Origin of the sequence: Sphingomonas fuzhouensis (assembly GCF_034659795.1) — a bacterium.
Taxonomy (GTDB): Bacteria; Pseudomonadota; Alphaproteobacteria; order Sphingomonadales; family Sphingomonadaceae; genus Sphingomonas; species Sphingomonas fuzhouensis.
The window spans coordinates 316,957-339,968 of the sequence record NZ_JAXSQY010000003.1; the positions used below are offsets into that span (position 1 = coordinate 316,957).

A 23,012-nucleotide genomic window follows, 5' to 3' on the forward strand; every position below is an offset into this window, starting at 1 on the left:
CGGTCAGTCGTCCTCGTCCTCAAACCCCACCAGCGCCAAGGCCCGCGCCTTCATCTGCCGCGTCTCGCACCAGTGGACCAGCGCCTCCTCCCGCCCATGCGTCACCCACACCTCGCGGGGCGCGATTTCGGTCAGGGTCTGGGTCAGTTCGTCCCAATCGGCATGGTCGGACAGGATCAGCGGCAGCTCGACATTCTTCTGCCGCGCGCGCTGGCGCACCCGCATCCAGCCGCTGGCCATGGCGGTGATGGGCTCTGGCAGCCGCCGCGACCAGCGATCGTTGAGCGCACCCGGCGGACACAGCACGACATGCCCCGCCATCTCCGCCTTGGGCGTATCCGCGACCATGCGCAGCTCGCCCAGATCGACGCCCAGTTCCTGATACAGCCCGCATAACCGCGCCAGCGCGCCGTGCAGATAGATCGGCGCCTCATGCCCGCGCACCCGCAGCTCGGCGATCACCCGCTGCGCCTTGCCCAGCGCATAGGCGCCGACCAGCACGCAGCGGGTCGGATTGGCGCGCAGCCGTGCGATCAGCTTGTCGATCTCGTCGCCCGTCTCGGGATGGCGAAAGACGGGCAGCGCGAAGGTCGCCTCGGTGACGAACACGTCGCATTTCACCGGCTCGAAGGGCGTACAGGTCGGGTCGGCACGGCGTTTGTAATCGCCCGACACCACCACCCGCTCGCCCCGATAGTCGAGCACGATCTGCGCCGATCCCAGCACATGCCCGGCGGGCACGAAGCTGACCTCCACCTCACCCAGCCGGATCGTCTCGCCATAACCGACGGCCACGCCCGTCTGCGGGCCGTAGCGCGCTTCCATGATCGCCAGCGTCTCCGGCGTCGCCCAGACCGTGCCGTGCCCGCCACGCGCATGATCGGCATGGCCGTGCGTGACCAGCGCCTTGGCCTCCGGCTCGGACGGGTCGACCCACACATCGGCGGGGGCCACGTAAATCCCGTGTTTATGGGGCTGTATCCAGTCGCCGAGCTTGACCATGATACCTATATCCTTCGGGATGCTCCCCGGTTCCCTTCCACCCGCCCTGACCGACTGGTTCGCCGCCAAGGGCTGGCAGCCGCGTACCCATCAGCTGGCGATGCTGGAGGAAGCGCGCGCCGGACGCCACGCATTGCTGGTCGCGACGACGGGTGCGGGCAAGACGCTGGCGGGGTTCCTCCCCACCCTGACCGAGTTGATCGAGCAGCCCAGCGAGGGACTGCACACCCTTTATGTCTCGCCGCTCAAGGCGCTGGCGGTCGATATCCGCCGTAACCTCGTGACGCCGATCGAGGAGATGGGGCTCGACATCAGGGTCGAGACGCGGACCGGCGACACCTCGTCCGACAAGAAGGCGCGGCAGCGGGTGAAGCCGCCGCACATCCTGCTGACGACGCCGGAATCGCTGTCGCTGCTGCTGAGCTACCCGGATGCGGAAACGATGTTTGCCGGGTTGAAAACCATCGTCGTGGACGAGGTCCATGCCTTCGCCACCGGCAAGCGCGGCGACCTGCTGTCTCTGTGCATGGCGCGGTTGCAGCGCCTGTCCCCCGACCTTCGCCGCGTCGCGCTGTCGGCGACGGTGGCGGACCCGGACGGCTATCGCGCCTGGCTGGCCCCGGATGGCGACATCGATGCGGTCGGCCTCGTCACCGGCGAGCCCGGCGCACCGCCCGACATCTCCATCCTGCTGCCCGAGGACCGTATCCCCTGGGCGGGCCATTCGGGTCGCTATGCCGCCGCCCAAGTCATGCGCGTGATCGAGGCGAACCGGACCACCATCCTCTTCTGCAACACGCGCAGTCTGGCCGAGCTGATCTTTCAGGATTTGTGGAAGGCCAATGACAAGAGCCTGCCGATCGGCGTCCATCATGGCTCGCTGTCGCTGGAAGCGCGGCAGAAGGTCGAGACGGCGATGGCGGACGGCAAACTCCGCGCGCTGGTCGCGACCGCCAGCCTGGACCTCGGTGTCGACTGGGGCGATGTCGATTGCGTGATCCAGATGGGCGCGCCCAAGGGCTCGTCGCGGCTGCTCCAGCGGATCGGGCGGGCCAATCACCGGCTGGACGAATCGAGCCGCGCGATCCTGGTCCCCGGCAACCGCTTCGAATATCTGGAGGCGCGCGCCGCGCTCGACGCGGTGGAGGCGGGCGAGCTGGACCCCGACCTCTTCCGCCCCGGCGCGCTCGACGTGCTGGCGCAGCATGTCATGGCCTGTGCCTGCGCCGCACCGTTCGAGCAGGGCGCGCTGCTCGACGAAATCCGCTCGGCCATGCCCTATTCGGCCTTGCCCGACGAAACGTTCGACCGGGTGCTGAACTTCATCGCGGACGGCGGCTATGCGCTGAAGGCCTATGACAAGTTCAAGCGGCTGGTCCGGCAACCAGACGGCCGATGGCGGGTCACCCATCCGCAATTCGTTGCGCAGCATCGCCTGAACGCCGGGATCATTGTCGAGGCGACGATGCTGAAGGTCCGCTTCCGCAACGGCCGCCAACTCGGCCGGGTGGAGGAAGGATTCGCCGCCACGCTCGCGCCGGGCGACACCTTCTTCTTCGCCGGGCTCAGCCTGGAGGTGGAGTCGATCGACGGCGAGGACCTGATCGTCCGCGCCACCTCCCGCCCGGCGCGCATCCCGACCTATGGCGGCAGCCGGATGCCGCTGTCGACCAGCCTCGCCGACCGGGTGCGCGCGTTCCTCTCCGACCGGCGGGAATGGGACCGCTTTCCCCCGGACGTGCATGACTGGCTGGAGATGCAGGACCGCCGCTCGGTCCTGCCCCGCCCCGGCCAGCTTCTGGTCGAGACCTTCCCGCGCGAAGGGCGGCATTATATGGTCGCCTACAGCTTCGAGGGGTGGAACGCCCACCAGTCGCTGGGGATGCTGATCACCCGGCGGATGGAGGCGCAGGGGCTGAAACCGCTGGGCTTCGTCGCCAGCGACTATGCGCTGGCCTGTTACGGGCTGGAGAAGGTGACCGATCCGGCCAGCCTCTTCTCGCCCGACATCCTCGAAAACGAGTTCGTCGACTGGGTGCAGCAATCGCACCTGCTCAAACGCGCCTTTCGCGAGGTCGCGGTGATCGGCGGACTGGTCGAGCGCCAGCATCCCGGCAAGCGCAAGACCGGGCGGCAAGTGACCTTCTCGACCGATCTGATCTACGACGTGTTGCGCAAATACGAGCCCGGCCATCTGCTGCTCCAGGCGGCGTGGGACGATGCGCGGGCGCGGATGACCGATGTGGGGCGGCTGGCGAATCTGCTCGACCGGGCGGGGGGCACGATGCTGCACGTCGATCTGGAGCGGGTCAGTCCGCTGGCGGTCCCGGTGCTGGTGCTGATCGGGCGCGAGAAGGTGGCGACGGGGAGTGCGGACGACGATCTGTTGATCGAGGCCGAGGCGCTGGCGGCGGAGGCGATGGGGGAGTGATTTGAGGGATTCCCTTGGCCTTCGACTTCGCTCAGGCTGAACGGGGGTTTGGGTATGGGCCACCCTCGCCTCTAGCCGCTCCCCTCCCGCAGGCGGGAGGGGATGGGGGAGGGCACAGGGCCTCACGGAGACCAGCGTTCTTGGCCCTTGCCCCTCCCCAACCCCTCCCCCTGCCGGGAGAGGGGCTTTGAAGAAGCGGAAAACCGCCCCACCCGATCACCCTGATCGCATCAAAAATGTTGCAATGCCCATCCCTACCACGCAAATCTGATATCGTGCTCCGCCAGTATGAACTCGTCGACCGCGTGCTCGACTACGACCCCCAGGCCGATGAGGCGCTGCTCAACCGCGCCTATGTCTTTTCGATGAAGGCGCATGGCAGCCAGAAGCGGGCCTCGGGCGATCCCTATTTCAGCCATCCGATCGAGGTTGCAGGCATCCTGACCGACCTGCATCTGGATGACGAGACGATCGCCACCGCCATCCTGCACGACACGATCGAGGATACCGTCGCCACCTATGACGAGATCGAACGGCTGTTCGGTCCCAATGTCGCGCGGCTGGTCGACGGCGTCACCAAGCTGTCCAAGATCGAGGCGCAGACCGAGAGCGAGCGCGCGGCCGAGAATCTGCGCAAATTCCTGCTCGCCATGTCGGACGATATCCGCGTCCTGCTGGTGAAGCTGGCCGACCGGCTGCACAATATGCGCACCCTCCATCACATCGCGAAGCCGGAGAAGCGCCGCCGCATCGCGAAGGAGACGATGGACATCTATGCTCCGCTCGCCGAGCGGATCGGCATGTACGAGTTCATGAAGGAGATGCAGATGCTCTCCTTCCAGCAGCTCGAACCCGAGGCGTATGAATCGATCACGCTGCGCCTCGCCCAGATGAAGGAGGGCGGCGGCGACCGGATCGCCAAGATCGCCTCCGGCCTGAAGCTGCTCATGTCGCGCGGCGGCGTGGATGCCGAGGTGACGGGGCGCGAAAAGTCCGCCTTCTCGATCTTCCGCAAGATGAACGAGCGGCACATCAATTTCGAGCAGCTGTCGGACGTCATGGCCTTCCGCGCGATCGTGCCGACGGAGGAGGATTGCTACCGCGTGCTCGGCCTGATCCATCGCCGCTGGCCGATGGTGCCGGGGCGGTTCAAGGATTATATCTCGACGCCCAAGCGCAACGGCTATCGCTCGCTGCACACCAGTGTCATCCATGCCGACAATGCGCGGATCGAGATTCAGATTCGCACGCCCGAAATGCACGCCGAAGCCGATTTCGGCCTGGCCGCGCACTGGACCTACAAGCAGGCGACCCGCCACGATGCGCAGGTCAGCTGGATTCGCGATCTGGTCGAAATCCTCGACACTTCGGACAGCCCCGAAGAGCTGATCGAACATACGAAGATGGCGATGTATCAGGATCGCATCTTCGCCTTCACCCCCAAGGGCGAGCTGATCCAGCTGCCCAAGGGCGCGACGCCGATCGACTTCGCCTATGCCGTCCACACCGATCTGGGCGACCAGGCGGTGGGCGCCAAGCTGAACGGCCGCGTGGTGCCGTTGTCGACCGTGATCTCGAACGGCGATCAGGTCCAGATTCTGCGTTCGGCGGGCCAGACGCCGCAGGCCAACTGGCTGAACCTGGCGATCACCGGCAAGGCGCTGGCCGCAATCCGCCGCCACCTGCGCCATGCCGAGCGCACCGAGCAGGTCAGCCTGGGCACCAAGCTGTACGAGGATATCGTCCGGCGTTTGCCCGCCCAGATCGGTGCGGACGCGCTGACCCATGCGCTGCAACGGTTGAAGATGCCCGACGAGGCGCATCTGATGATCGCGATCGCGCGTCGCACCCTGTCCGACGCCGCCGTCATGGAGGCGCTGATGCCCGGTTCGGCGGGCGCGGACGTCGCCGCGCTACCGCCGCAGTCCAGCGCCATCTCGATCAAGGGGCTGACGCCGGGCGTCGCCTATGACCTGGCGCAATGCTGTCATCCAGTGCCGGGCGACCGCATCGTCGGCCTGCGCCGCCCCGATGCGGGGATCGAGGTTCATGCAATCCAGTGCCCGGTGCTGGCCGAACTGGCCGACCGCACCGACGAGGAAACCGACTGGGTCGACGTGTCCTGGGGCGACGACAGCGAGGGCGCGACTGCGCGCATCTCGGTCATGGTCAAGAACGAGCCCGGCGCGCTGGGCATCCTGGCGACGATCATCGGCCAGCATAAGGCGAACATCATCAACGTCCGGCTGGATACGCGCGACACGCGCTTCCACACCAACCTGATCGATGTCGAGGTGCACGACCTGCAACATCTGATGCGCCTGATCGCCGCCTTGCGCGCGGCCGATGTGGTGAGTTCGGTGGAGCGGGTTTAAGACACCGCCTTCCCTCATTCCTCCCCAAGCTCGCTTGGGGAGGGGGACCATCGCGCCAGCGATGGTGGAGGGGCCTGACGGACCGGCCATGCCCCTCCACCCCGGCCTTCGGCCGCGGTCCCCCTCCCCATCTGACGATGGGGAGGAATGAAAGGCCGCCCCGCTTCGCCTTTCCTGACATGAAAATGACGCCTCCGTCACAAAATACTGGAACCCCCGCGCGCGACGCGCTTTGAAAAGCGCGAACAGGGGAATCTTAACATGCGTTTCGCCACCGCCGCCGCCATGCTCGCGCTCGTCGCCGCGCCTGTTGCCGCACAGACCACGCGCTCCATTTCCGCCTCCGACAAGGCGCAGGGCGCACAGGCCAATCCGCAGCTCGTGGCGCAATATGGCGGCCGCTATACCGGTCCGCAGGCGGCGTTCGTCGAGCGTGTCGGCAAGCGGGTCGCGGTCCAGTCCGGCCTGTCCAACGCACAAGGCGACTTCATCGTCACCACGCTCAATTCCCCGGTCGAGAACGCCTTCGCCATTCCCGGCGGCTATATCTATGTCACGCGCCAGCTGCTCGCGCTGATGAATTCGGAGGCCGAACTCGCCTCGGTGCTGGGACATGAAGTCGGCCATGTCGCCGCGCGCCACTCGCAGAGCCGCAATACCCGCTCGACCATCGGATCGATCCTGGCGGCGGGTGCGGGCCTACTGACCGGCAGCAATATCGCGACCCAGCTCGTCGGCACCGGCGCGCAGCTCTACACGCTGAAATATGGGCGCGATCAGGAATATCAGGCCGATGGCCTGGGCATCCGCTACATGACCGCCGCCGGGTACGATCCTTACGCCTCGGCCGACATGCTCGCCTCGCTGGCGGCGTCGAGCGACCTCGCCGCGCGCACGGCGGGCAAGGACGCCAATGCGATTCCGACCTGGGCCTCGACCCACCCGAACAGCGCCGACCGGGTCCGCCGCGCCGCAGCCCTTGCCAAGCAGACCGGCCGCCCCGAAACCACCCCGCCACAGGACACCGCCTTTCTGCGGATGCTTGACGGCATGCCCTATGGCGACGATCCCAAGGAAGGGATCGTCGACGGCCAGACCTTCCGCCATCCCGGCCTCAAGCTGAAATTCACCGCCCCCAGCGGCTATGCCATCGCCAATGGCAGCGACGCGGTGACCATCGCCGGACAGGGCGGACAAGCGGAAATGCGCCTGGCTCAGGGCAGCGACCTGGGCCAGGCGATCACCCAGCGTTTCAGCCAGCTCGGCACCGGCACCCCCTCGGGCCAGCTTCAGAACGGTACGGCCAACGGCATTCCCTATGCCTATGTCACCACCCGCGCCGCCGCGAACAACCGCGCGGTCGATGCGACGGTGGTCGCGTACCGCTTCCCTTCCGCGACCTATACGTTCACGCTGGTCACGCCCGCCGGTTCGGGCATCGGGCCGTTTCAGCCGCTGCTCGCCTCGGTCGCACCGCTGTCCACCGCCGAGGCCAATAGCATTCGGGGCAAGAAGATCAGCATCGTCACCGTCAGGGCGGGGGATACGATCGACAGCCTGTCGGCACGCATGGCCTTTCCCGATTACAAGCGCGAACGATTCATCACGCTGAACGGGCTGGCCCCGGAACAGGCGCTGACGCCCGGCCGTTTGGTCAAGCTGGTCGTGAATGGGTGACGGACGGCTTCGACGCCGCTAAACCGGCGGCGTCATGAAGCGCCCCGCCCTTTCCGTCGTCGTCCCCTGCTACAACGAAGCCGCCTGTCTGGACGTGCTGCATGCGCGCATCTCGGGCGCGGCGCGGGCGGCGGTGGGCGAGGATTATGAGATCGTCCTGATCAACGACGGCTCGCGCGACGATAGCTGGCCGGTGATGCAGCGGCTCGCCGCCGCCGACCCGCATCTGGTCGCGATCAACCTGTCGCGCAACCATGGCCACCAGCTGGCGCTGACCGCAGGCCTGGACCTGTGCGCGGGCGAGCAGATCCTGATCATCGACGCCGACCTTCAGGACCCGCCCGAACTCCTCACCGAGATGCGCGCGACCATGGCCGCGCAAGGCGCCGACGTGGTCTATGCCGTGCGCCGCAAGCGGGCGGGCGAAACGCTGTTCAAAAAGGCGACGGCGGCGCTCTTCTACCGAATGCTCGACCGGCTGACCGACACGCCGATCCCGCTCGACACCGGCGATTTCCGGTTGATGAGCCGCCGCGCGCTCGACGCGCTGCAGTCCTTGCCCGAACAGGCGCGCTTCATTCGCGGCATGGTCGCCTGGGTCGGCTTCCGCCAGGTCCCCTTCCCCTATGACCGCGCCGAGCGTCACGCGGGCGAGACGCACTACCCGCTGGGCAAGATGATCGCGCTCGCCTTCGACGCGGTAACGGGTTTCTCGACGGCGCCCTTGCGCTGGGCCAGTCATATCGGCTTGGCGCTGACCGGGGCGTCGCTGCTGCTGCTGGTCTATATCGCGATCGGCTGGCTGACCGGCACGGCGGTACAGGGCTGGACCTCGACCATGCTCGTCACCGTCATCCTGGGCGCGGTGCAGATGTTCGTGCTGGGCATGATCGGCGAATATCTGGGGCGGCTGTATATCGAGGCGAAACGGCGGCCGCTCTACCTCGTCGCCGATGTGGCGGGGCCGGTGCAGGGCCATGCGCGACTGGGCTATAGCGCGCATGAGGGGGCCAAGGACCCCGCCTGAGGCTTACCGCGACGGCCAGCTCCAGCGCGGTCGTTCGACATCCTCGACCAGTGTCTCGCCCAGTTCCTTGTGCAGGCGAATGGCCCGCGCCTCCGGGCTCCGCTCCAGTGCATCGACCAGCGGGGCCGCATGCGACACCACGACGATCTGGCACCGCGCCGAAGCTTTCACGATCAACCGCGCGAGTGGGGCGAGCAGATCGGGATGCAGGCTCGCCTCGGGCTCATTGAGAATCATCAGCTCAGGGGGACGCGGGGACAGGAGCGCAGCGGCGAGCAGGATGTAACGCAACGTCCCGTCGGACAGTTCGGTCACCGATAGTGGGCGCAACAGGCCATGCTGGCGCATCAGCACCTCGAACCGTTCGTTCACGTCCAGGCTCGCGCCGTCAAAGGCATCGGCGATCGTATCGGCCAGCGCGCCGCCCTCACCGATCCGGGAAATGGTCATGATCGCGGCACCGATATCGGCCCCGTCGCTCGCCAATATGGGAGTGAACGTGCCCACCTGCGGCCGTCGCGCGGGCGCGTCGCGATCGGTGCGCAGGTCGTCATAGAAGCGCCAACCGCGCATCCGTTCGCGCAGGCGCAGCAGTTCCAGCCCATCGCTACTATCGGCACAATGGGTGACGATACTGTCATAATCGGCGATGCCACGGCTGCGTTCGGACCAGCCGCCATCCTCGGTGCGGCGCAGGCGGACGAGCGGCCCGCGCCGCTCCGCGATCAGATTGGCGCGGCCGATCACCGGCCCCATCCACAGCGCCTCGACCTTGACCTCCGGATCGTGCGGGAAACCCGTCGAAGCCGAAATCGGCAGCCCCAGGTCGATGGCATAGCCATAATCCGCGCACGAAAACCCCAGCTTCAGGCTGACCGGCGCGCTCCGCACCGTCCCCTGCACCGGCATGTCGCCGCTGCGCATCGCCCGGCTGAACCGCTCCGGGCCCGCCCATAGGGTCGACATCAACCCGCCCTCGCTGGCCAAAGAACCAATGACCCGGCCCTGCGCGACATCGGACAGGAGGCGAAGCGCGCGGTACAGGCTCGACTTGCCACTGCCGTTGGGCCCGGTAACGACGGTCAACGGCCCCAGCGGCACGACCACGTCGCGTAGCGAGCGGTATCCCGATATGGCCAGTGTCTCGATCACGGCACCCCCCTGCCTTGTCGGTTTCCGGATACAGCTTAGGGTGACGCCGCCCGCCCTGTCCATCGTCGGCCCGTATTCCGCCAAGACCGTCGATAAAGCGAGGCTGCGTGGAGGGACATGACGATGACGCTCTTTGCTCTTCTGGCAGCCGCCGCGATCTCTGCACAGCCGGTGCACGACGTGGTGGTCGATCTGACCCCATCCAGTGGCCCCACACAGCGCGCCCTCGTATCGGTGCCGCCCGGCGCGCACGGCATGATCGTGATGCTGCCCGGCGGATCGGGCGAGGTCGGGATCGGACGCGACGGTTCTATCGCCCATGGCGACAATTTCACCGTCCGCACCCGCGCGCTCTGGGCGGCGAAAGGCTATGGCGTGGTCATCCCCGATGCGATCGGCGGCACCAATCAGCGCGGCCTGCGCAGCACACCCGCTTATGCCCAGATGGTGGCGCGCATGGTCACGCTGGCCCATCATCAGGGACCCGGGCCGGTCTTTCTGCTCGGCACCAGCCAGGGATCGATCGCGGCGATGAACGGCGCCGCCCATGCCGCACCGGGCAGCATCGCGGGCGTCGTGCTGACCGAGTCGGTGTCGGTGCTGGGCGGCAGTCATGAAACGGTGTTCGATGCCGATCCGGCATGCGTGACCGTGCCTGCGCTGGTGGTCGCGAACAGTGATGACGCCTGCAAGGTCGCGCCGCCCGGCAATGCCGCGCGGATCGCGGCGGCGATGACGCATAGTCCGGATGCGAAGGTGATCGTGGTATCGGGCGGGGTGGCGCGGTCGGCCAATCCCTGCGGCTCGCTGACCCCGCATGGTTATTATGGGATCGAGAATAAGGTGGTGGATGCAATTGTCCGCTGGATGGACGGGCATTCGCGGTGAGGTCTTTGCGTGGCCAGCACCTTACCAGGAAGCGTCCCCGCCCCTTCCACCACCCGGCGCAGCCGGGTGGTGGAAGGGGCGGGGTCCCAACGAAAAAGGGCCCGGAGTTTCCCCCGAGCCCTTGTCCATTCACCCGAAGGCGAAGGATCAGTCGCGATCGCCGGTCAGGAAGGCCGGAGCGGCGAATTCGGACGAACCGCCCTGCTCGCCGCCTTCACGACGGGGACGGTCGCCACGGTCGCGACGCGGGCCGCTGCGGCCTTCGCCCCCGCGATCACCGCCACGCTCGCCGCCACGATCACCGCCGTCACGGCGCGGACCACGACCGCCTTCACGGTCGCCGCGCGGGCCACGATCGCCGCGCGGTTCACGCGGTTCGCGGGCCGGACGATTGTCCTCCAGCTCGGCGCCGGTTTCCTGGTCGACGACGCGCATCGACAGGCGGACCTTGCCGCGCGGATCGATCTCGAGGACCTTGACCTTGACTTCCTGACCCTCGGTCAGGACGTCGGAGACCTTCTCGACGCGCTCGTTCTTGATCTCCGAGACGTGGACCAGACCGTCCTTGCCGCCCATGAAGTTCACGAACGCACCGAAGTCGACCAGGTTGACGACCTTGCCGTTGTAGATCTTGCCGACCTCGGCCTCTTCGACGATGCCCTTGATCCAGTTCATCGCGGCTTCGATCTGCGAACCGTCCGACGAGCTGATCTTGATCACGCCCTCGTCGTCGATGTCGACCTTGGCGCCGGTGGTGGCGACGATCTCGCGGATCACCTTGCCGCCGGTGCCGATCACGTCGCGGATCTTCGACTTGTCGATCGTCATCGTCTCGATGCGCGGGGCATGGGCCGACAGCTCGGTGCGGGTTTCGCCCAGCGCCTTGTTCATCTCGCCCAGGATGTGCGCACGGCCTTCCTTGGCCTGCGCCAGCGCGACCTTCATGATCTCCTCGGTGATACCGGCGATCTTGATGTCCATCTGGAGCGAGGTGATGCCCTCGGAGGTGCCCGCCACCTTGAAGTCCATGTCGCCCAGGTGATCTTCGTCACCCAGGATGTCGGACAGGACCGCAAAGTCCTTGCCTTCCAGGATCAGGCCCATGGCGATGCCCGAGACCGGACGCTTCAGCGGAACGCCCGCATCCATCAGCGACAGCGAGCCGCCGCAGACGGTGGCCATCGACGACGAGCCGTTCGACTCGGTGATGTCGCTGGTCACGCGGATGGTGTAGGGGAATTCCTCCTTCGACGGCAGCACCGGGTGCAGCGCGCGCCAAGCCAGCTTGCCATGGCCGATCTCGCGACGGCCCGGCGCGCCGAAGCGGCCCACTTCGCCGACCGAATAGGGCGGGAAGTTATAGTGCAGCATGAAGTGCTGGTACGACAGGCCGTTCAGGCCGTCGATCATCTGCTCCGCGTCGCGGGTGCCCAGCGTCGTGGTCGCGATCGTCTGGGTCTCGCCACGCGTGAACAGCGCCGAGCCGTGCGAACGCGGCAGGAAGTGAACCTCCGCCTCGATCGGACGAATCTGCGTGGTCGAGCGACCGTCGATGCGGCGGCCGTCCTTCAGGATCGCGGTACGGACGATCTCGGCTTCCAGCTTCTTGACGAGCTTGGCGGCGACCAGCTGCTCCTGCGGGGTGCGGTCGGCCATGGCGGCCTTCGCCTTGGCGCGCGCCTCGCCCAGCGCGGTCTGGCGCTGCTGCTTGTCGGTCAGCTTGTAGGCCGCCGTGATGTCCTTGCCGACCAGCTTCTTCAGCTCGGCCTTGACCGCCTTCTGGTCGTCGCCGACCTTCAGCTCCCACGGGTCCTTGGCGGCCTGCTCGGCCAGGTCGATGATCGCGTCGATGATCTGCTGCGACGCCTTGTGCGCGAACATGACCGCGCCCAGCATCACTTCCTCGGACAGCTCCTTGGCTTCCGACTCGACCATCATCACCGCGTCGTGGGTGGCGGCAACGACCAGGTCCAGGTCACCGGCCAGCGCCTCGGCGTCGGTCGGGTTCAGCTGATATTCGCCATCGACATAGCCGACGCGCGCCGCGCCGATCGGGCCCATGAAGGGCACGCCCGAGATGGTGAGCGCGGCCGACGCGGCGACCAGCGCCAGGATGTCGGGCTCGTTCTCGCCGTCGTACGAGAGCACCTGGCAGATGCAGTTGATCTCGTTGTAGAAACCTTCAGGGAACAGCGGGCGGATCGGACGATCGATCAGGCGGCTGATCAGCGTCTCACGCTCGGTCGCACCGCGCTCGCGCTTGAAGAAACCGCCGGGGATACGGCCCGCCGACGAGAACTTCTCCTGATAGTGAACGGTGAGCGGGAAGAAGTCCTGCCCTTCCTTCACGGTCTTCGCGGCCGTCACGGCGCACAGCACCACCGTCTCGCCCAGCGTCGCGATCACCGCGCCGTCGGCCTGACGGGCCACCTTGCCGGTTTCGAGGGTCAGCGTCTTGCCGCCCCACTCGATGGCCACTTTCTTGGTATTGAACATGGAATATCCTTCACTCCGACGGGCCTATCCCGCCGGGGCCTATGGGTTGAGCCAAGATTGGCTCTGGAGTTCGGCCGAATTGCCGATCCTCCGATCCTACCCGCCGCGTTCGACGGGTTTCATGACATAGAGGCTTTGGGGATGCGCACTTGCGGCATCCGGTCGGCCCGGTGCTTCATACACCAGCCAACAAAAAAGGGCACCCCCCGATGGGAGTGCCCTTTCGCGTGGCGTATCGCCCGTGGCTTACTTGCGCAGGCCGAGCTTGGCGATCAGCGCCAGATAGCGGTCGCCATCCTTGTGACGCAGATAGTCGAGCAGCGAGCGGCGCTTGTTGACCAGCATCAGCAGGCCGCGACGCGAATGATTGTCCTTCGCGTGGGTCTTGAAGTGCTCGGTCAGGTTCTGAATACGCTGGGTCAGGATCGCGACCTGGACTTCGGGCGAACCCGTGTCACCCTCGGCGCGGGCATGATCCTTGATGATTTCCTGGCGGCGTTCAGCGGTGATCGACATCGTGATCCTTTCTTAATCGAGGTTGAAACCACGAACGACCCGGACATTTGCGTCCAGCGCCTCCACCAGCGCCACCGGGGTTTCCCCCAGCATCGCGAAATATTGGCCATCGTCCACGGCAATCCCGGCCAGCACACGCCCCTGACGGAGCGCCCCTGCCTGGTCGGGGTCGAGAGCAAGAGCCGGGATGTCGTCCAGCCCCGCCCTCAGCGGCAGGAGTATCTGTTCAAGGGTGCGCGCCTGCCCCATTTCGTTCAATTTGTCCAGCGATATCGCCGGGGCCAGGGTGAAGGGCCCGGCCTTGGTCCGGCGGAGCATGGTGACATGGCCGACGGTGCCCAGCGCGAGCGCGATGTCGCGAGCGAGTGAGCGGATATAGGTGCCCTTCGAGACATGCGCGGTGAGGGTGATCTCCTCCAACAATTCCCCCCCATCTCCGATGGGGAGGGGGACCGCGCCCGCAGGGCGTGGTGGAGGGGCGGCGGCGTCAGCCGCCGTCTGCGACGGCGCCCCTCCACCATCCTTCGGATGGTCCCCCTCCCCAAGCGAGCTTGGGGAAGAATGGAGGGAATGGATCGTCACCGCGCGACTCGCCAGCACCACCTCTTCCCCGGCGCGGGCGAGGTCATAGGCGCGCTCGCCGTCGATCTTCAGCGCGGAATAGGCGGGCGGCACCTGCTGGATCGGCCCGGTGAAGCACGGCAGCACCGCCTCCAGCGCCACGCGAGTCGGGCGAACGTCGCTGGCCGCCACCACCTCGCCTTCGGCATCCAGCGTCGCGGTCTGCTCGCCGAAACGGATGGTGAAGTCATACACCTTGTCGCTGTCGAGCATCCGGCCCGCCAGCTTCGTCGCCTCGCCCACCGCGATCGGCAGCACGCCGGTCGCCAGCGGGTCGAGCGTGCCGCCGTGCCCAACCTTGATGCCCTTGCCATAGCCGCCCTGGCGCAAGCAGCGCTTGACCGCGCTCACCCCTTGGGTCGAGCCGAGCCCCAGCGGCTTGTCGAGAATGATCCATCCATGCATCGCCAAGGCGTTAGTCGGGCTTCGCTTTCCCCTCAAGCACCGGCTCCCCCGCCAGCGCCTCGCCGAAATGGCGGCGGCAGAGCGCGACATAGCGGTCATTGCCGCCGATCTCGGTCTGCGCACCCTCGGCAATCGCCTTGCCCTGCCCGTCGACACGCAGATTCATCGTCGCCTTCGCCCCGCAGACGCACACCGATTTGATCTCGCTCAGCGCATCGGCCAGCGCCAGCAGCCGCGCCGAACCGGGGAAAAGCTGCCCTTTGAAGTCGGTGCGCAGCCCGTAACACAGCACCGGAATGCGATGGACATCGGCCAGCCGCGCCAGCTGGTCGACCTGATCGGGCGTCAGGAACTGCGCCTCGTCGACCAGGATGCAGGCCAGCGGCGTCTTACCATGCCGGTCCAGCGCACACGCCTCCAGATCGGTCGTCGCCTGGAACGGCGTCGCGGGCTGCGACAGGCCGATGCGCGAGGCGATGGTGCCATAGGCGAAGCGGTCGTCGATCGCGGCGGTGAACAGCATCGTGTTCATCCCCCGCTCGCGATAATTGAAATCGGCCTGCAGCAGCATGGTCGATTTGCCCGCATTCATACTGGCATAGTAAAAATAGAGCTTGGCCATCGCCCGCCCTTATCGGAAGGGGGCCCGCTTTTCGAGCATGAGGTGGGTGGATTGAAAATCGCGAATCTCGTGGCCGTCGTGGTCGCGGCGCTGGGGACCATGGCCTCGGCCAGCGGCACCGGCGCGATCGGCTACACCATCGATCCCGCCCATGCCCGCGTGCAGGCCAAGGTCGGCTTTTTCGGGCTGGGCAGCAAGACCGCACGCTTTCCCCACACCGAGGGCCATGTCGCGCTGTCCGATCGCGATGCCAAGGCGGTGACGCTGGACGTGCGGATCGATGCGGCAGGGCTGGAGGCGGGCGACGCGCTCACCCGGTCGCGGTTGCGCGGGCCGGACTTTTTCGATGTCGACCACTACCCGCGCGTGACCTTCCACGCGACCGGCATGACCCGCACCGGGCCGCATAGCGCAACGGTAGCAGGCATGATCTCCGCGCGGGGTGTCACGCGTCCGGCGGCGCTGGCGGTCAATTTCTCGCGCGACTTCACCGCGATGACGGGACGCGAGCCGGTCCATATCGCCGCAACGACGCGGATCGATCGGCGCGATTTCGGGATGACCGCCTATCCGCTGATCGTCGGGCGGCAGGTGACGATCGTGATCGACGCGGACTTGATGCCGGTCGGGGGATAAGCTCATCCCCTCACCCCGTTCAGCCTGAGCGAAGCCGAAGGCCAAGGGAAACGGCTTGAATGAGGTTCGCGCAGAGGCGCGGAGGACGCAGAGGGGGTTCCGCCAAACGGCCCCATACTGCACCACCCCGGCGAAGGCCGGGGTCCAGTTACGGCGGATACGCCTTGGCGCGGCGCGCCATCAACGCTTTGCTACTGGCCCCCGGCCTTCGCCGGGGTGGCGTTCCCTATTGGATGAGGGCTCTTCTTCTCTGCGTCCTCCGCGCCTCTGCGCGAACCAAAAACCTTCGCGGCTTCGCGGCTTCGCGGCTTCGCGCGAACCCTATTTTCCAACGGTCAAAACGTGACCTTCGATTTCGGCGGGAAGCGCCGAAGTTCATCCTGAGCGGCTGGCTTGCCAGCCAGCCGAAGGGCTCAGGCCGAACGGCGGGCGGGTGTCAGTCTTCGGACGACTCCCCCTCATCCAAATCCTGCGACACCTTGGGCGAGCGAAGGAGCGAATCGATATGGCTGCCCTCGTCGAAGCTCTCGTCCGGCAGGAACTTCAACTTCGCGGCATATTTCATCTTCACCCGGTGCGCGACTTCGCGCTGGAGATAGGCGGTATTCGTGCGCAGCGCCTTTATGACCACCTCTTCGTCACGCCCAAGCAGCGGCTTCACGAAGACGGTCGCGTGGCGCAGGTCGGGGGACATGCGCACTTCGGTCACGCTGACCATGTGCTTGGCCAGCGTCTCGTCATGCACGTCGCCGCGCGCGAGGATTTCGGAAAGGATGTGACGCACCTGCTCGCCGACGCGCAGCAGGCGGACCGAGGGTTCGGCGGGGTTTTTGGCTTGGACCATGTTAGTTCTTCTTCAAACGGAAATCGCGGCCGCCCGACGGGCGACCGCGATCATGTCCGGCAGAGGCGGGCGGCAGGAACGATCCCACCACCCTACTCGCATCAGAGCGAACGCTCGCGCAGTTCGACCTCGAAGGTTTCGAGATAGTCGCCCGCCTTGATATCGGTGAAGTTCTGCGTGAACGTCACACCACATTCCAGACCAGCGCGAACTTCGGCGACATCGTCCTTGAACCGGCGGAGCGAGTTGATCTCGCCCTGGTAGATGATGACGTCGTTGCGCGTGATGCGCGCCTTGAGCGCCTTGCGGATGACGCCTTCGGTGACCAGCAGACCGGCGGCCTTGCCGATCTTGCCCGCCGAGAAGACCTCGCGGATTTCGGCGCGGCCGACGACCGTTTCGAACGCCTCGGGGCCAAGCTCACCGGCCATGCCCGCCCGGATCTCGTCGATCAGGTCGTAGATGACGTCGTAATATTTCAGCGCCACCTTGTTCCGCTCGGCGATCTCGCGCGCCTTGGCGTTGGCACGGACGTTGAAGCCGATGATTGGCGCGCCGGACGCGGCCGCCAGCGTCACGTCCGACTCGGTGATGCCACCGACGCCCGAGTGCAGGATACGCGCCTTGATGAGATCGGACTGGATCTTGGTGATCGATGCCACGATCGCCTCGACCGTGCCCTGCGTATCCGCCTTCACGACCAACGGATATTCCTTGGCCTGGTTCGCCTTCAGCGCCGAGAACATCGACTCCAGGCTGGCCGGGGCCGAGGTCGTGCGCTTCTGCAGCACCACGCTCTGGCGGTATTCGGCGACTTCACGGGCGCGCGCCTCGTTCTCTACGACCTGCAGCAGGTCGCCCGCCTGGGGCACGCCCGACAGGCCGAGGACCTCGACCGGCATCGCCGGACCGGCTTCCTTCACCTGACGGCCCTTGTCGTCGACCAGCGCACGGACCTTGCCGCTTTCCGCGCCGACCACGAACACGTCGCCGACCTTCAGCGTGCCGCGCGTGACGAGCACGGTCGCGACCGGACCACGGCCCTTGTCCAGCTTGGCCTCGACCACGCTGCCCTCGGCCGGACGATCGGGGTTGGCCGACAGTTCGAGCAGTTCGGCCTGAAGCTGAATCTTCTCGATCAGCGTATCCAGACCGATCTTCTTGAGCGCCGACACTTCGACGTCCTGAGTCTCACCGCCCATATCCTCGACCTGCACGTCATGTTCGAGCAGGCGTTCGCGGACGCGCTGGGCATTGGCGTCGTGCTTGTCGATCTTGTTGATCGCCACGATCATCGGCTTGCCCGCCGCCTTGGTGTGGTTGATCGCCTCGATCGTCTGCGGCATCAGCCCGTCATCGGCCGCGACCACCAGCACCACGATATCCGTGACGTCGGCACCGCGCGCGCGCATCTGGGTGAAGGCTTCGTGGCCCGGCGTGTCGAGGAAGGTGACCTTCGACTTGTCCTTCAGCGTGACCTGATAGGCGCCGATATGCTGGGTGATGCCACCGGCCTCGCCGCGCACGACATCGGTGCCGCGCAGCGCGTCGAGCAGCGAGGTCTTGCCGTGGTCGACATGGCCCATGATCGTCACGACCGGCGGGCGCGGACGCAGGCTCTCGGCCGCATCCTCGCTGGTGTCGAGCGCCAGGTCGATGTCGCTGTCGGAGACGCGGACGATGTTGTGGCCGAATTCGGTCACTAGCAGTTCGGCCGTGTCCTGGTCGATGGTCTGCGTCATCGTGACGGGCATGCCCATCTTGAACAGCGCCTTGACCAGATCCGCGCCCTTTTCGGCCATACGGTTGGCCAGTTCCTGGACGGTGATCGCCTCCGGCACCTGCACGTCGCGGACCTGCTTGACCTGCGGCTCACGCGGGCCGCCAAAGCCACGCTTTTCCTTCTCGCGGGCACGCTTCAGCGCGGCGAGCGAGCGGGCGCGGGCGCCGTCCTCGTTCAACGCGCGGGTCACGGTCAGCTTGCCGCCGCGACGCTCGTCGCCCTTGCGGTCGCGCTGCTGCGGACGGCCCGGAGGCGCGTTGCGCGGCGTCGGCTGGCCCGAAGGCATCGAGCGCGGTGCGCCACCCGACGGAGCGGGGGAGGCGTTGTTGCTCGGCGCGCTGGCCGCAGGTGTCGCCGCTGCGGCGGGCGCAGGTGCGGGCTTGGGCGCAGGCTTCGGGATTTCCGGACGCTGCACCGGCGAGAAGCGGCGCGGCGCGGGCATCGAGGGATCGCGACCCAGGATCGGCGGCGTCGCCACGGTGGGCGCAGGGGCCGGAGCGGGCGCGGGCTTTGCCGCGACCGGAGCGGGTGCGGGCGTCGGCGCTGGGGCCGGAGCCGGGGCGGGTGCCTCGGCGACCTTGGCGGGCTCTTCGACCTTGGGCTCGGGCGCCGGGATCACCGGCCGCTCGACCGGGCGGAACATGCGCGGCTGCACCGAGATGGTCGGGGCGGCGGGCGCTTCCGCCTGGGCAGGCGCTTCGGCGACGGGTTCGGGTGCCGGGGTCGGCTCCGGAGCGGGCGCAGGCGCAGCGGCGGCCGCGGCGGCTTCCGCCTCGGCACGGGCACGTTCCTCGGCGCGCGCACGCTCGTCCTCGGCGCGCTGCTGACGCTCGGCGTCCTCGCGGCGGCGCATCTCTTCCTGCATGGCGAGGCGCTGTTCCTCGGCCTCACGCAGCAGACGGGCCTGACGCTCCTGCGCCGTCTCGTTCGACGGAACGGGGCGCGACGGGGCGACCGGCGCCGCCGCCACAGGGGCGGCCGGAGCCGGGGCCGGAGTCGGCGCGGGGGCGGCCGCCTCGGGTGCACCACCCTGCGGGCCCAGGACGCGACGGCGCTTCGTCTCGACGATCACGGTGTTCGAGCGGCCGTGGCTGAAGCTCTGCTTCACCTTGCCGGTCTCGACCGTGCGCTTCAGCCCCAAAGGCTGGCGCATCCCGAGTTTCGGCTTGTCGTTGTCGGTCTCGCTCACTCAAAATCCTCGTGTACGGTCACGGCCGTTCGGTCACCGGTAATGTCGGACGCCGATGCGCCTTGCGAGGCCGTTTCGCAAGGCGTTGCCACAGGGTCGGGTCCGATAAAATGCAGCCAGCGGTCGAGCGCTTCGCTCACCCGCTTTGCCGCGTTACGATCTGTCAGGCCGATGTGTACCACATTTTCGCGGCCCAACGCCATTGACAATATGGGGCGTGTGGCGGGCAGTGCCAACCCCTTGAGATCGGAACCTTCGCGGTCCGATCCCACGCGCCACGCCTGCGCCAGCTTGCGACAGCCGTCGTCGCTGGCATCGGCGGCGTGGTACAGTGCGTGCAACTGGCCCGAGCGGGCCGCCGTCGCGATCTTGTCCGATCCCGTTAGCAGCATGCCAGAGCGCGACTCGAGTCCCAGCCGATCGAGCGCGTTGCGCTCCAGCGCGGCGGTGATGAGATCGGGCAGGTCGTCGGGAATCGCAAACTCGCCCGTCTTGAACGCGCGCGCCAGTGCCCCCTTCAACTTGCCCTTGGCGATCGCCGTTTCCAGCTCGGCACGGGTCACGCCGATCCAGCCGCCCCGCCCCGGCGCTTTCGCGCGGACATCGGGCAGCACCCGCCCGTCGGGCGCCAGCGCCAGACGGATCAGGTGCGGGCGCGCGTCATGCTCGCCCGACAGGATGCAGCGGCGAACCGGCCCGTCGATCGAATCGCGGGCCGCCTTCGCGGACTCTCTGGGGCTCCGGCCCTTCTTGGCCGGAGCGCTGTTTACGCCAGCGCGCTCATTGTCCCGGTTCCGCATGCGCGTCTCCCGGGGGGCTAGAGGTGGGTGCATCACGGTCGGCGATCAGTTGACCGCCCGCGCCGTAATTTTCGGTGGAGACCTCCTCGATCACGATCTGGACGGCGGCCGGGTTCTTGCCCAGCCGCTCCACCAGCGAACGAGTCACGTCGGCGACGATCTCGGCCTTTTGCTGCTTGGAGGCGGTGCCCGCCAGACGGATCGAGACGAACGGCATCAGGCTTCGTCGCCCTCCGCCTGCGCCTCGGTCGTGTCGGCAGCGGGTTCGTCCTCATCGGTGAACCAGTGCGCACGCGCGGCCATGATGATCTCGTTGCCCTGCTCGTCGCTCAGACCATATTCGGCCAGGATGCCGCCCTTGGGGGCGGGACGCGGGGCATCGTCGCCACGACGACGCGGCTCGGCGCGCTTCTTCTCGACCAGTTCGTCGGTCGCGAGGTCGGCGAGATCGTCGAGCGTCTTGATGCCCGCCTTGCCCAGCGTGACCAGCATCGCCTCGGTCAGATACGGCATTTCGGCCAGCGCGTCCTCGACGCCCAGACCACGACGCTCGTCGCGGGCGGCCTGTTCGCGGCGGTCCAGCGCTTCCTGCGCACGGCTCTGCAGTTCCTGCGCCAGGTCCTCGTCGAAGCCCTCGATCGCGGCCAGTTCGTCGAGTTCGACATAGGCGACCTCTTCCAGCGCGCCGAAGCCTTCGGCGACCAGCAGCTGGGCCAGCGTCTCGTCCACGTCCAGCTCGTTCTGGAACATCTCGGAATTCGCGACGAATTCCTTCTGGCGCTTCTCGGAGGCATCGGCCTCGGTCAGGATGTCGATCGCCTTGGCGGTCAGTTGGCTGGCGAGGCGGACATTCTGGCCGCGACGACCGATGGCGAGGGACAGCTGATCGTCGGGGACGACGACCTCGATCCGGTCCTCTTCCTCGTCGATCACGACGCGGCTGACATTGGCGGGCTGGAGCGCGTTCACCACGAAGGTCGCGGTGTCGGGCGACCAGGGGATGATGTCGATCTTCTCGCCCTGCATTTCCTGCACGACGGCCTGCACGCGGCTGCCCTTCATGCCGACGCAGGCGCCGACCGGATCGATGCTCGAGTCGTGCGAGATCACGCCGATCTTGGCGCGGCTGCCCGGATCGCGCGCGGCGGCCTTGATCTCGATGATGCCGTCATAGATTTCGGGCACTTCCTGCGCGAACAGCTTCTTCATGAAGTCGGGATGCGCCCGGCTCAGGAAGATCTGCGGCCCACGGTTTTCGCGGCGCACGTTCAGGATCAGCGAGCGGATGCGGTCGTTCACGCGGACGACTTCGCGCGGGATCTGCTGGTCGCGACGGATCACGCCCTCGGCACGGCCCAGGTCGACGACGATGTGGCCGAACTCGACGCGCTTGACGACGCCGGTGATGATCTCGCCCTGACGGTCCTTGAACTCGTCATACTGACGGTCGCGCTCGGCGTCGCGGACCTTCTGGAAGATGACCTGCTTGGCCGCCTGCGCCGCGATGCGGCCGAATTCGATCGGGGGGAGGGGATCGACGATGAAGTCGCCGATCGCGGCACCCTTTTGCAGCTTCTCGGCACCCTTCAGATCGATCTGCTTGTAATAGTCGTCGACCTGCTCGACCACCTCGACGACGCGCCACAGACGCAGATCGCCCGAGTTGGGATCGAGCTTCGCGCGGATGTCGTTCTCGGCACCATAGCGGGCGCGGGCGGCGCGCTGGATCGCGTCCTCCATCGCCTCGATGACGATGCCCTTGTCGATCATCTTTTCCGAGGCGACCGCATTCGCGATCGCGATCAGTTCCGCCTTGTTGGCGGAAATGGCGGTAGCCATCAGTGCCGTCCTTCCGTGGTGGCGCCGTCCTGTTCGGGCGCGTCCTGATAATAAACCTCTTCCGCGCCTTCGGGAGACAGCGGCACCGTCGCGGCGATCAGCCGGTCGGTCATGACGAGCTTGGCGTCCTCGATCGCGGCGAAGGGCAGTTCGTGGCGAACCTCTTCCCCGTCGACGATGATGACATTGTCGCCCTCGACCCCGGCAAGATCGCCCTTGAACTGCTTGCGGCCGTTCAGCTTCTCGGCCAGCGTGATCCGCGCTTCATGCCCCGCCCAGTCGGCGAAGTCCTTCAGCCGAGTCAGCGGGCGGTCGATACCGGGCGAGGAAACCTCCAGCCGGTAGGCATGGTCGATCGGATCGCGGCCCTCGGCCTCCAGCGCGTCCATCACGTCCGAGATGCGGCGCGACAGGTCGGCGCAATCGTCGATGTTGAGCTGGCGCGTGTCAGGACGCTCGGCCATCACCTGAAGCGTGGGGTCCGACGTGCCGCCATACATCTTCACGCGCACGAGCTTGAAACCGAGCGCCTTGGCCTCGGGTTCGATGAGTTGCGTCAGAAGGGCGATGTCCGCCATGAAAGCTCCAGATGTGCCGGTGCGCTGCCGCGGAACCCGTCCCGCAGCCTCTTTCACCCGACGATGTAAGAGAATGCGCCAGTCTATACACAGGAACCACGCACGAAACAAGCATCCATGCCAAGGCGTTG

The 23,012-nt window shown here is 66.8% G+C and carries 18 protein-coding genes; 6 read left to right on the plus strand and 12 right to left on the minus strand.

All coding sequences use genetic code 11. The features are described from left to right. Positions 1–3: 3 nt before the first annotated feature. The gene (locus tag U1H82_RS09720) at positions 4–1,002 is read right to left on the minus strand and encodes a ligase-associated DNA damage response exonuclease (protein WP_322964726.1); all 999 of its coding nucleotides are present in this window, start codon (positions 1,000–1,002) and stop codon (positions 4–6) included. 19 nt (positions 1,003–1,021) lie between these two features. Between U1H82_RS09720 and U1H82_RS09725 the strand changes: the two genes are divergently transcribed. From U1H82_RS09725 to U1H82_RS09740, 4 genes are all read left to right on the plus strand, one after another. Then, positions 1,022–3,433 (plus strand): ligase-associated DNA damage response DEXH box helicase, encoded by a 2,412-nt coding sequence (locus U1H82_RS09725; protein WP_322964727.1) that lies wholly within the window; start codon positions 1,022–1,024, stop codon positions 3,431–3,433. A 275-nt stretch (positions 3,434–3,708) separates the two neighbouring features. Next, a complete protein-coding gene (locus U1H82_RS09730; RefSeq protein WP_322964728.1) occupies positions 3,709–5,808 on the plus strand; it encodes a RelA/SpoT family protein in 2,100 nt (699 codons plus the stop codon). Between the two features lie 261 nt (positions 5,809–6,069). Further along, on the plus strand, positions 6,070–7,485 hold the full coding sequence (locus U1H82_RS09735) for a M48 family metalloprotease (protein ID WP_322964729.1): 1,416 nt from the start codon (positions 6,070–6,072) through the stop codon (positions 7,483–7,485). A 34-nt stretch (positions 7,486–7,519) separates the two neighbouring features. Beyond that, a complete protein-coding gene (locus U1H82_RS09740) occupies positions 7,520–8,512 on the plus strand; it encodes a glycosyltransferase family 2 protein (RefSeq protein ID WP_322964730.1) in 993 nt (330 codons plus the stop codon). Between the two features lie 3 nt (positions 8,513–8,515). On the opposite strand, the gene U1H82_RS09745 is transcribed toward U1H82_RS09740, so the two are convergent. Continuing rightward, complete coding sequence (locus U1H82_RS09745; protein WP_322964731.1) at positions 8,516–9,664, minus strand: AAA family ATPase; 1,149 nt, start codon at positions 9,662–9,664, stop codon at positions 8,516–8,518. A gap of 123 nt (positions 9,665–9,787) precedes the next feature. On the opposite strand from U1H82_RS09745, the gene U1H82_RS09750 reads away from it, so the two are divergent. After that, positions 9,788–10,552 carry an alpha/beta hydrolase gene (locus U1H82_RS09750; RefSeq protein WP_322964732.1) on the plus strand — a complete coding sequence of 255 codons (765 nt, stop codon included), beginning with the start codon at positions 9,788–9,790 and terminating at the stop codon, positions 10,550–10,552. A gap of 147 nt (positions 10,553–10,699) precedes the next feature. Here U1H82_RS09750 and pnp read toward each other — a convergent pair whose 3' ends face one another. The 4 genes from pnp to U1H82_RS09770 all read right to left on the minus strand — a co-directional run bounded on the left by pnp (position 10,700) and on the right by U1H82_RS09770 (position 15,212). Then, a complete protein-coding gene (gene pnp / locus U1H82_RS09755; RefSeq protein ID WP_322964733.1) occupies positions 10,700–13,048 on the minus strand; it encodes a polyribonucleotide nucleotidyltransferase in 2,349 nt (782 codons plus the stop codon). Between the two features lie 246 nt (positions 13,049–13,294). Next, entirely contained in the window at positions 13,295–13,564 is a 270-nt protein-coding gene (gene rpsO / locus U1H82_RS09760) for a 30S ribosomal protein S15 (protein WP_007406197.1), read from the minus strand. A 12-nt stretch (positions 13,565–13,576) separates the two neighbouring features. Beyond that, on the minus strand, positions 13,577–14,590 hold the full coding sequence (gene truB / locus U1H82_RS09765; protein ID WP_322964734.1) for a tRNA pseudouridine(55) synthase TruB: 1,014 nt from the start codon (positions 14,588–14,590) through the stop codon (positions 13,577–13,579). A gap of 10 nt (positions 14,591–14,600) precedes the next feature. Next, on the minus strand, positions 14,601–15,212 hold the full coding sequence (locus U1H82_RS09770; RefSeq protein WP_322964735.1) for a thymidine kinase: 612 nt from the start codon (positions 15,210–15,212) through the stop codon (positions 14,601–14,603). Between the two features lie 69 nt (positions 15,213–15,281). Here U1H82_RS09770 and U1H82_RS09775 point away from each other — a divergent pair, with 69 nt between their 5' ends. Continuing rightward, positions 15,282–15,848 (plus strand): YceI family protein, encoded by a 567-nt coding sequence (locus U1H82_RS09775; protein ID WP_322964736.1) that lies wholly within the window; start codon positions 15,282–15,284, stop codon positions 15,846–15,848. A 436-nt stretch (positions 15,849–16,284) separates the two neighbouring features. On the opposite strand, the gene rbfA is transcribed toward U1H82_RS09775, so the two are convergent. The 6 genes from rbfA to rimP form a co-directional block, all read right to left on the minus strand. Continuing rightward, positions 16,285–16,692 carry a 30S ribosome-binding factor RbfA gene (rbfA, locus tag U1H82_RS09780; protein WP_322964737.1) on the minus strand — a complete coding sequence of 136 codons (408 nt, stop codon included), beginning with the start codon at positions 16,690–16,692 and terminating at the stop codon, positions 16,285–16,287. 101 nt (positions 16,693–16,793) lie between these two features. Next, positions 16,794–19,664 carry a translation initiation factor IF-2 gene (gene infB, locus U1H82_RS09785; protein WP_322964738.1) on the minus strand — a complete coding sequence of 957 codons (2,871 nt, stop codon included), beginning with the start codon at positions 19,662–19,664 and terminating at the stop codon, positions 16,794–16,796. Beyond that, positions 19,661–20,464, minus strand: coding sequence for a DUF448 domain-containing protein (locus tag U1H82_RS09790; protein WP_375339512.1), 804 nt, complete (start codon positions 20,462–20,464; stop codon positions 19,661–19,663). The genes infB and U1H82_RS09790 overlap by 4 nt, the downstream gene beginning before the upstream one ends. Next, positions 20,445–20,681: a tautomerase family protein gene (locus tag U1H82_RS09795; protein ID WP_322964739.1), complete on the minus strand. Its 237-nt coding sequence runs from the start codon at positions 20,679–20,681 to the stop codon at positions 20,445–20,447. The genes U1H82_RS09790 and U1H82_RS09795 overlap by 20 nt, the downstream gene beginning before the upstream one ends. After that, positions 20,681–22,303: a transcription termination factor NusA gene (nusA, locus tag U1H82_RS09800; protein ID WP_322964740.1), complete on the minus strand. Its 1,623-nt coding sequence runs from the start codon at positions 22,301–22,303 to the stop codon at positions 20,681–20,683. The genes U1H82_RS09795 and nusA overlap by 1 nt, the downstream gene beginning before the upstream one ends. Further along, entirely contained in the window at positions 22,303–22,881 is a 579-nt protein-coding gene (gene rimP / locus U1H82_RS09805) for a ribosome maturation protein RimP (RefSeq protein WP_322964741.1), read from the minus strand. The genes nusA and rimP overlap by 1 nt, the downstream gene beginning before the upstream one ends. Positions 22,882–23,012 lie beyond the last annotated feature (131 nt).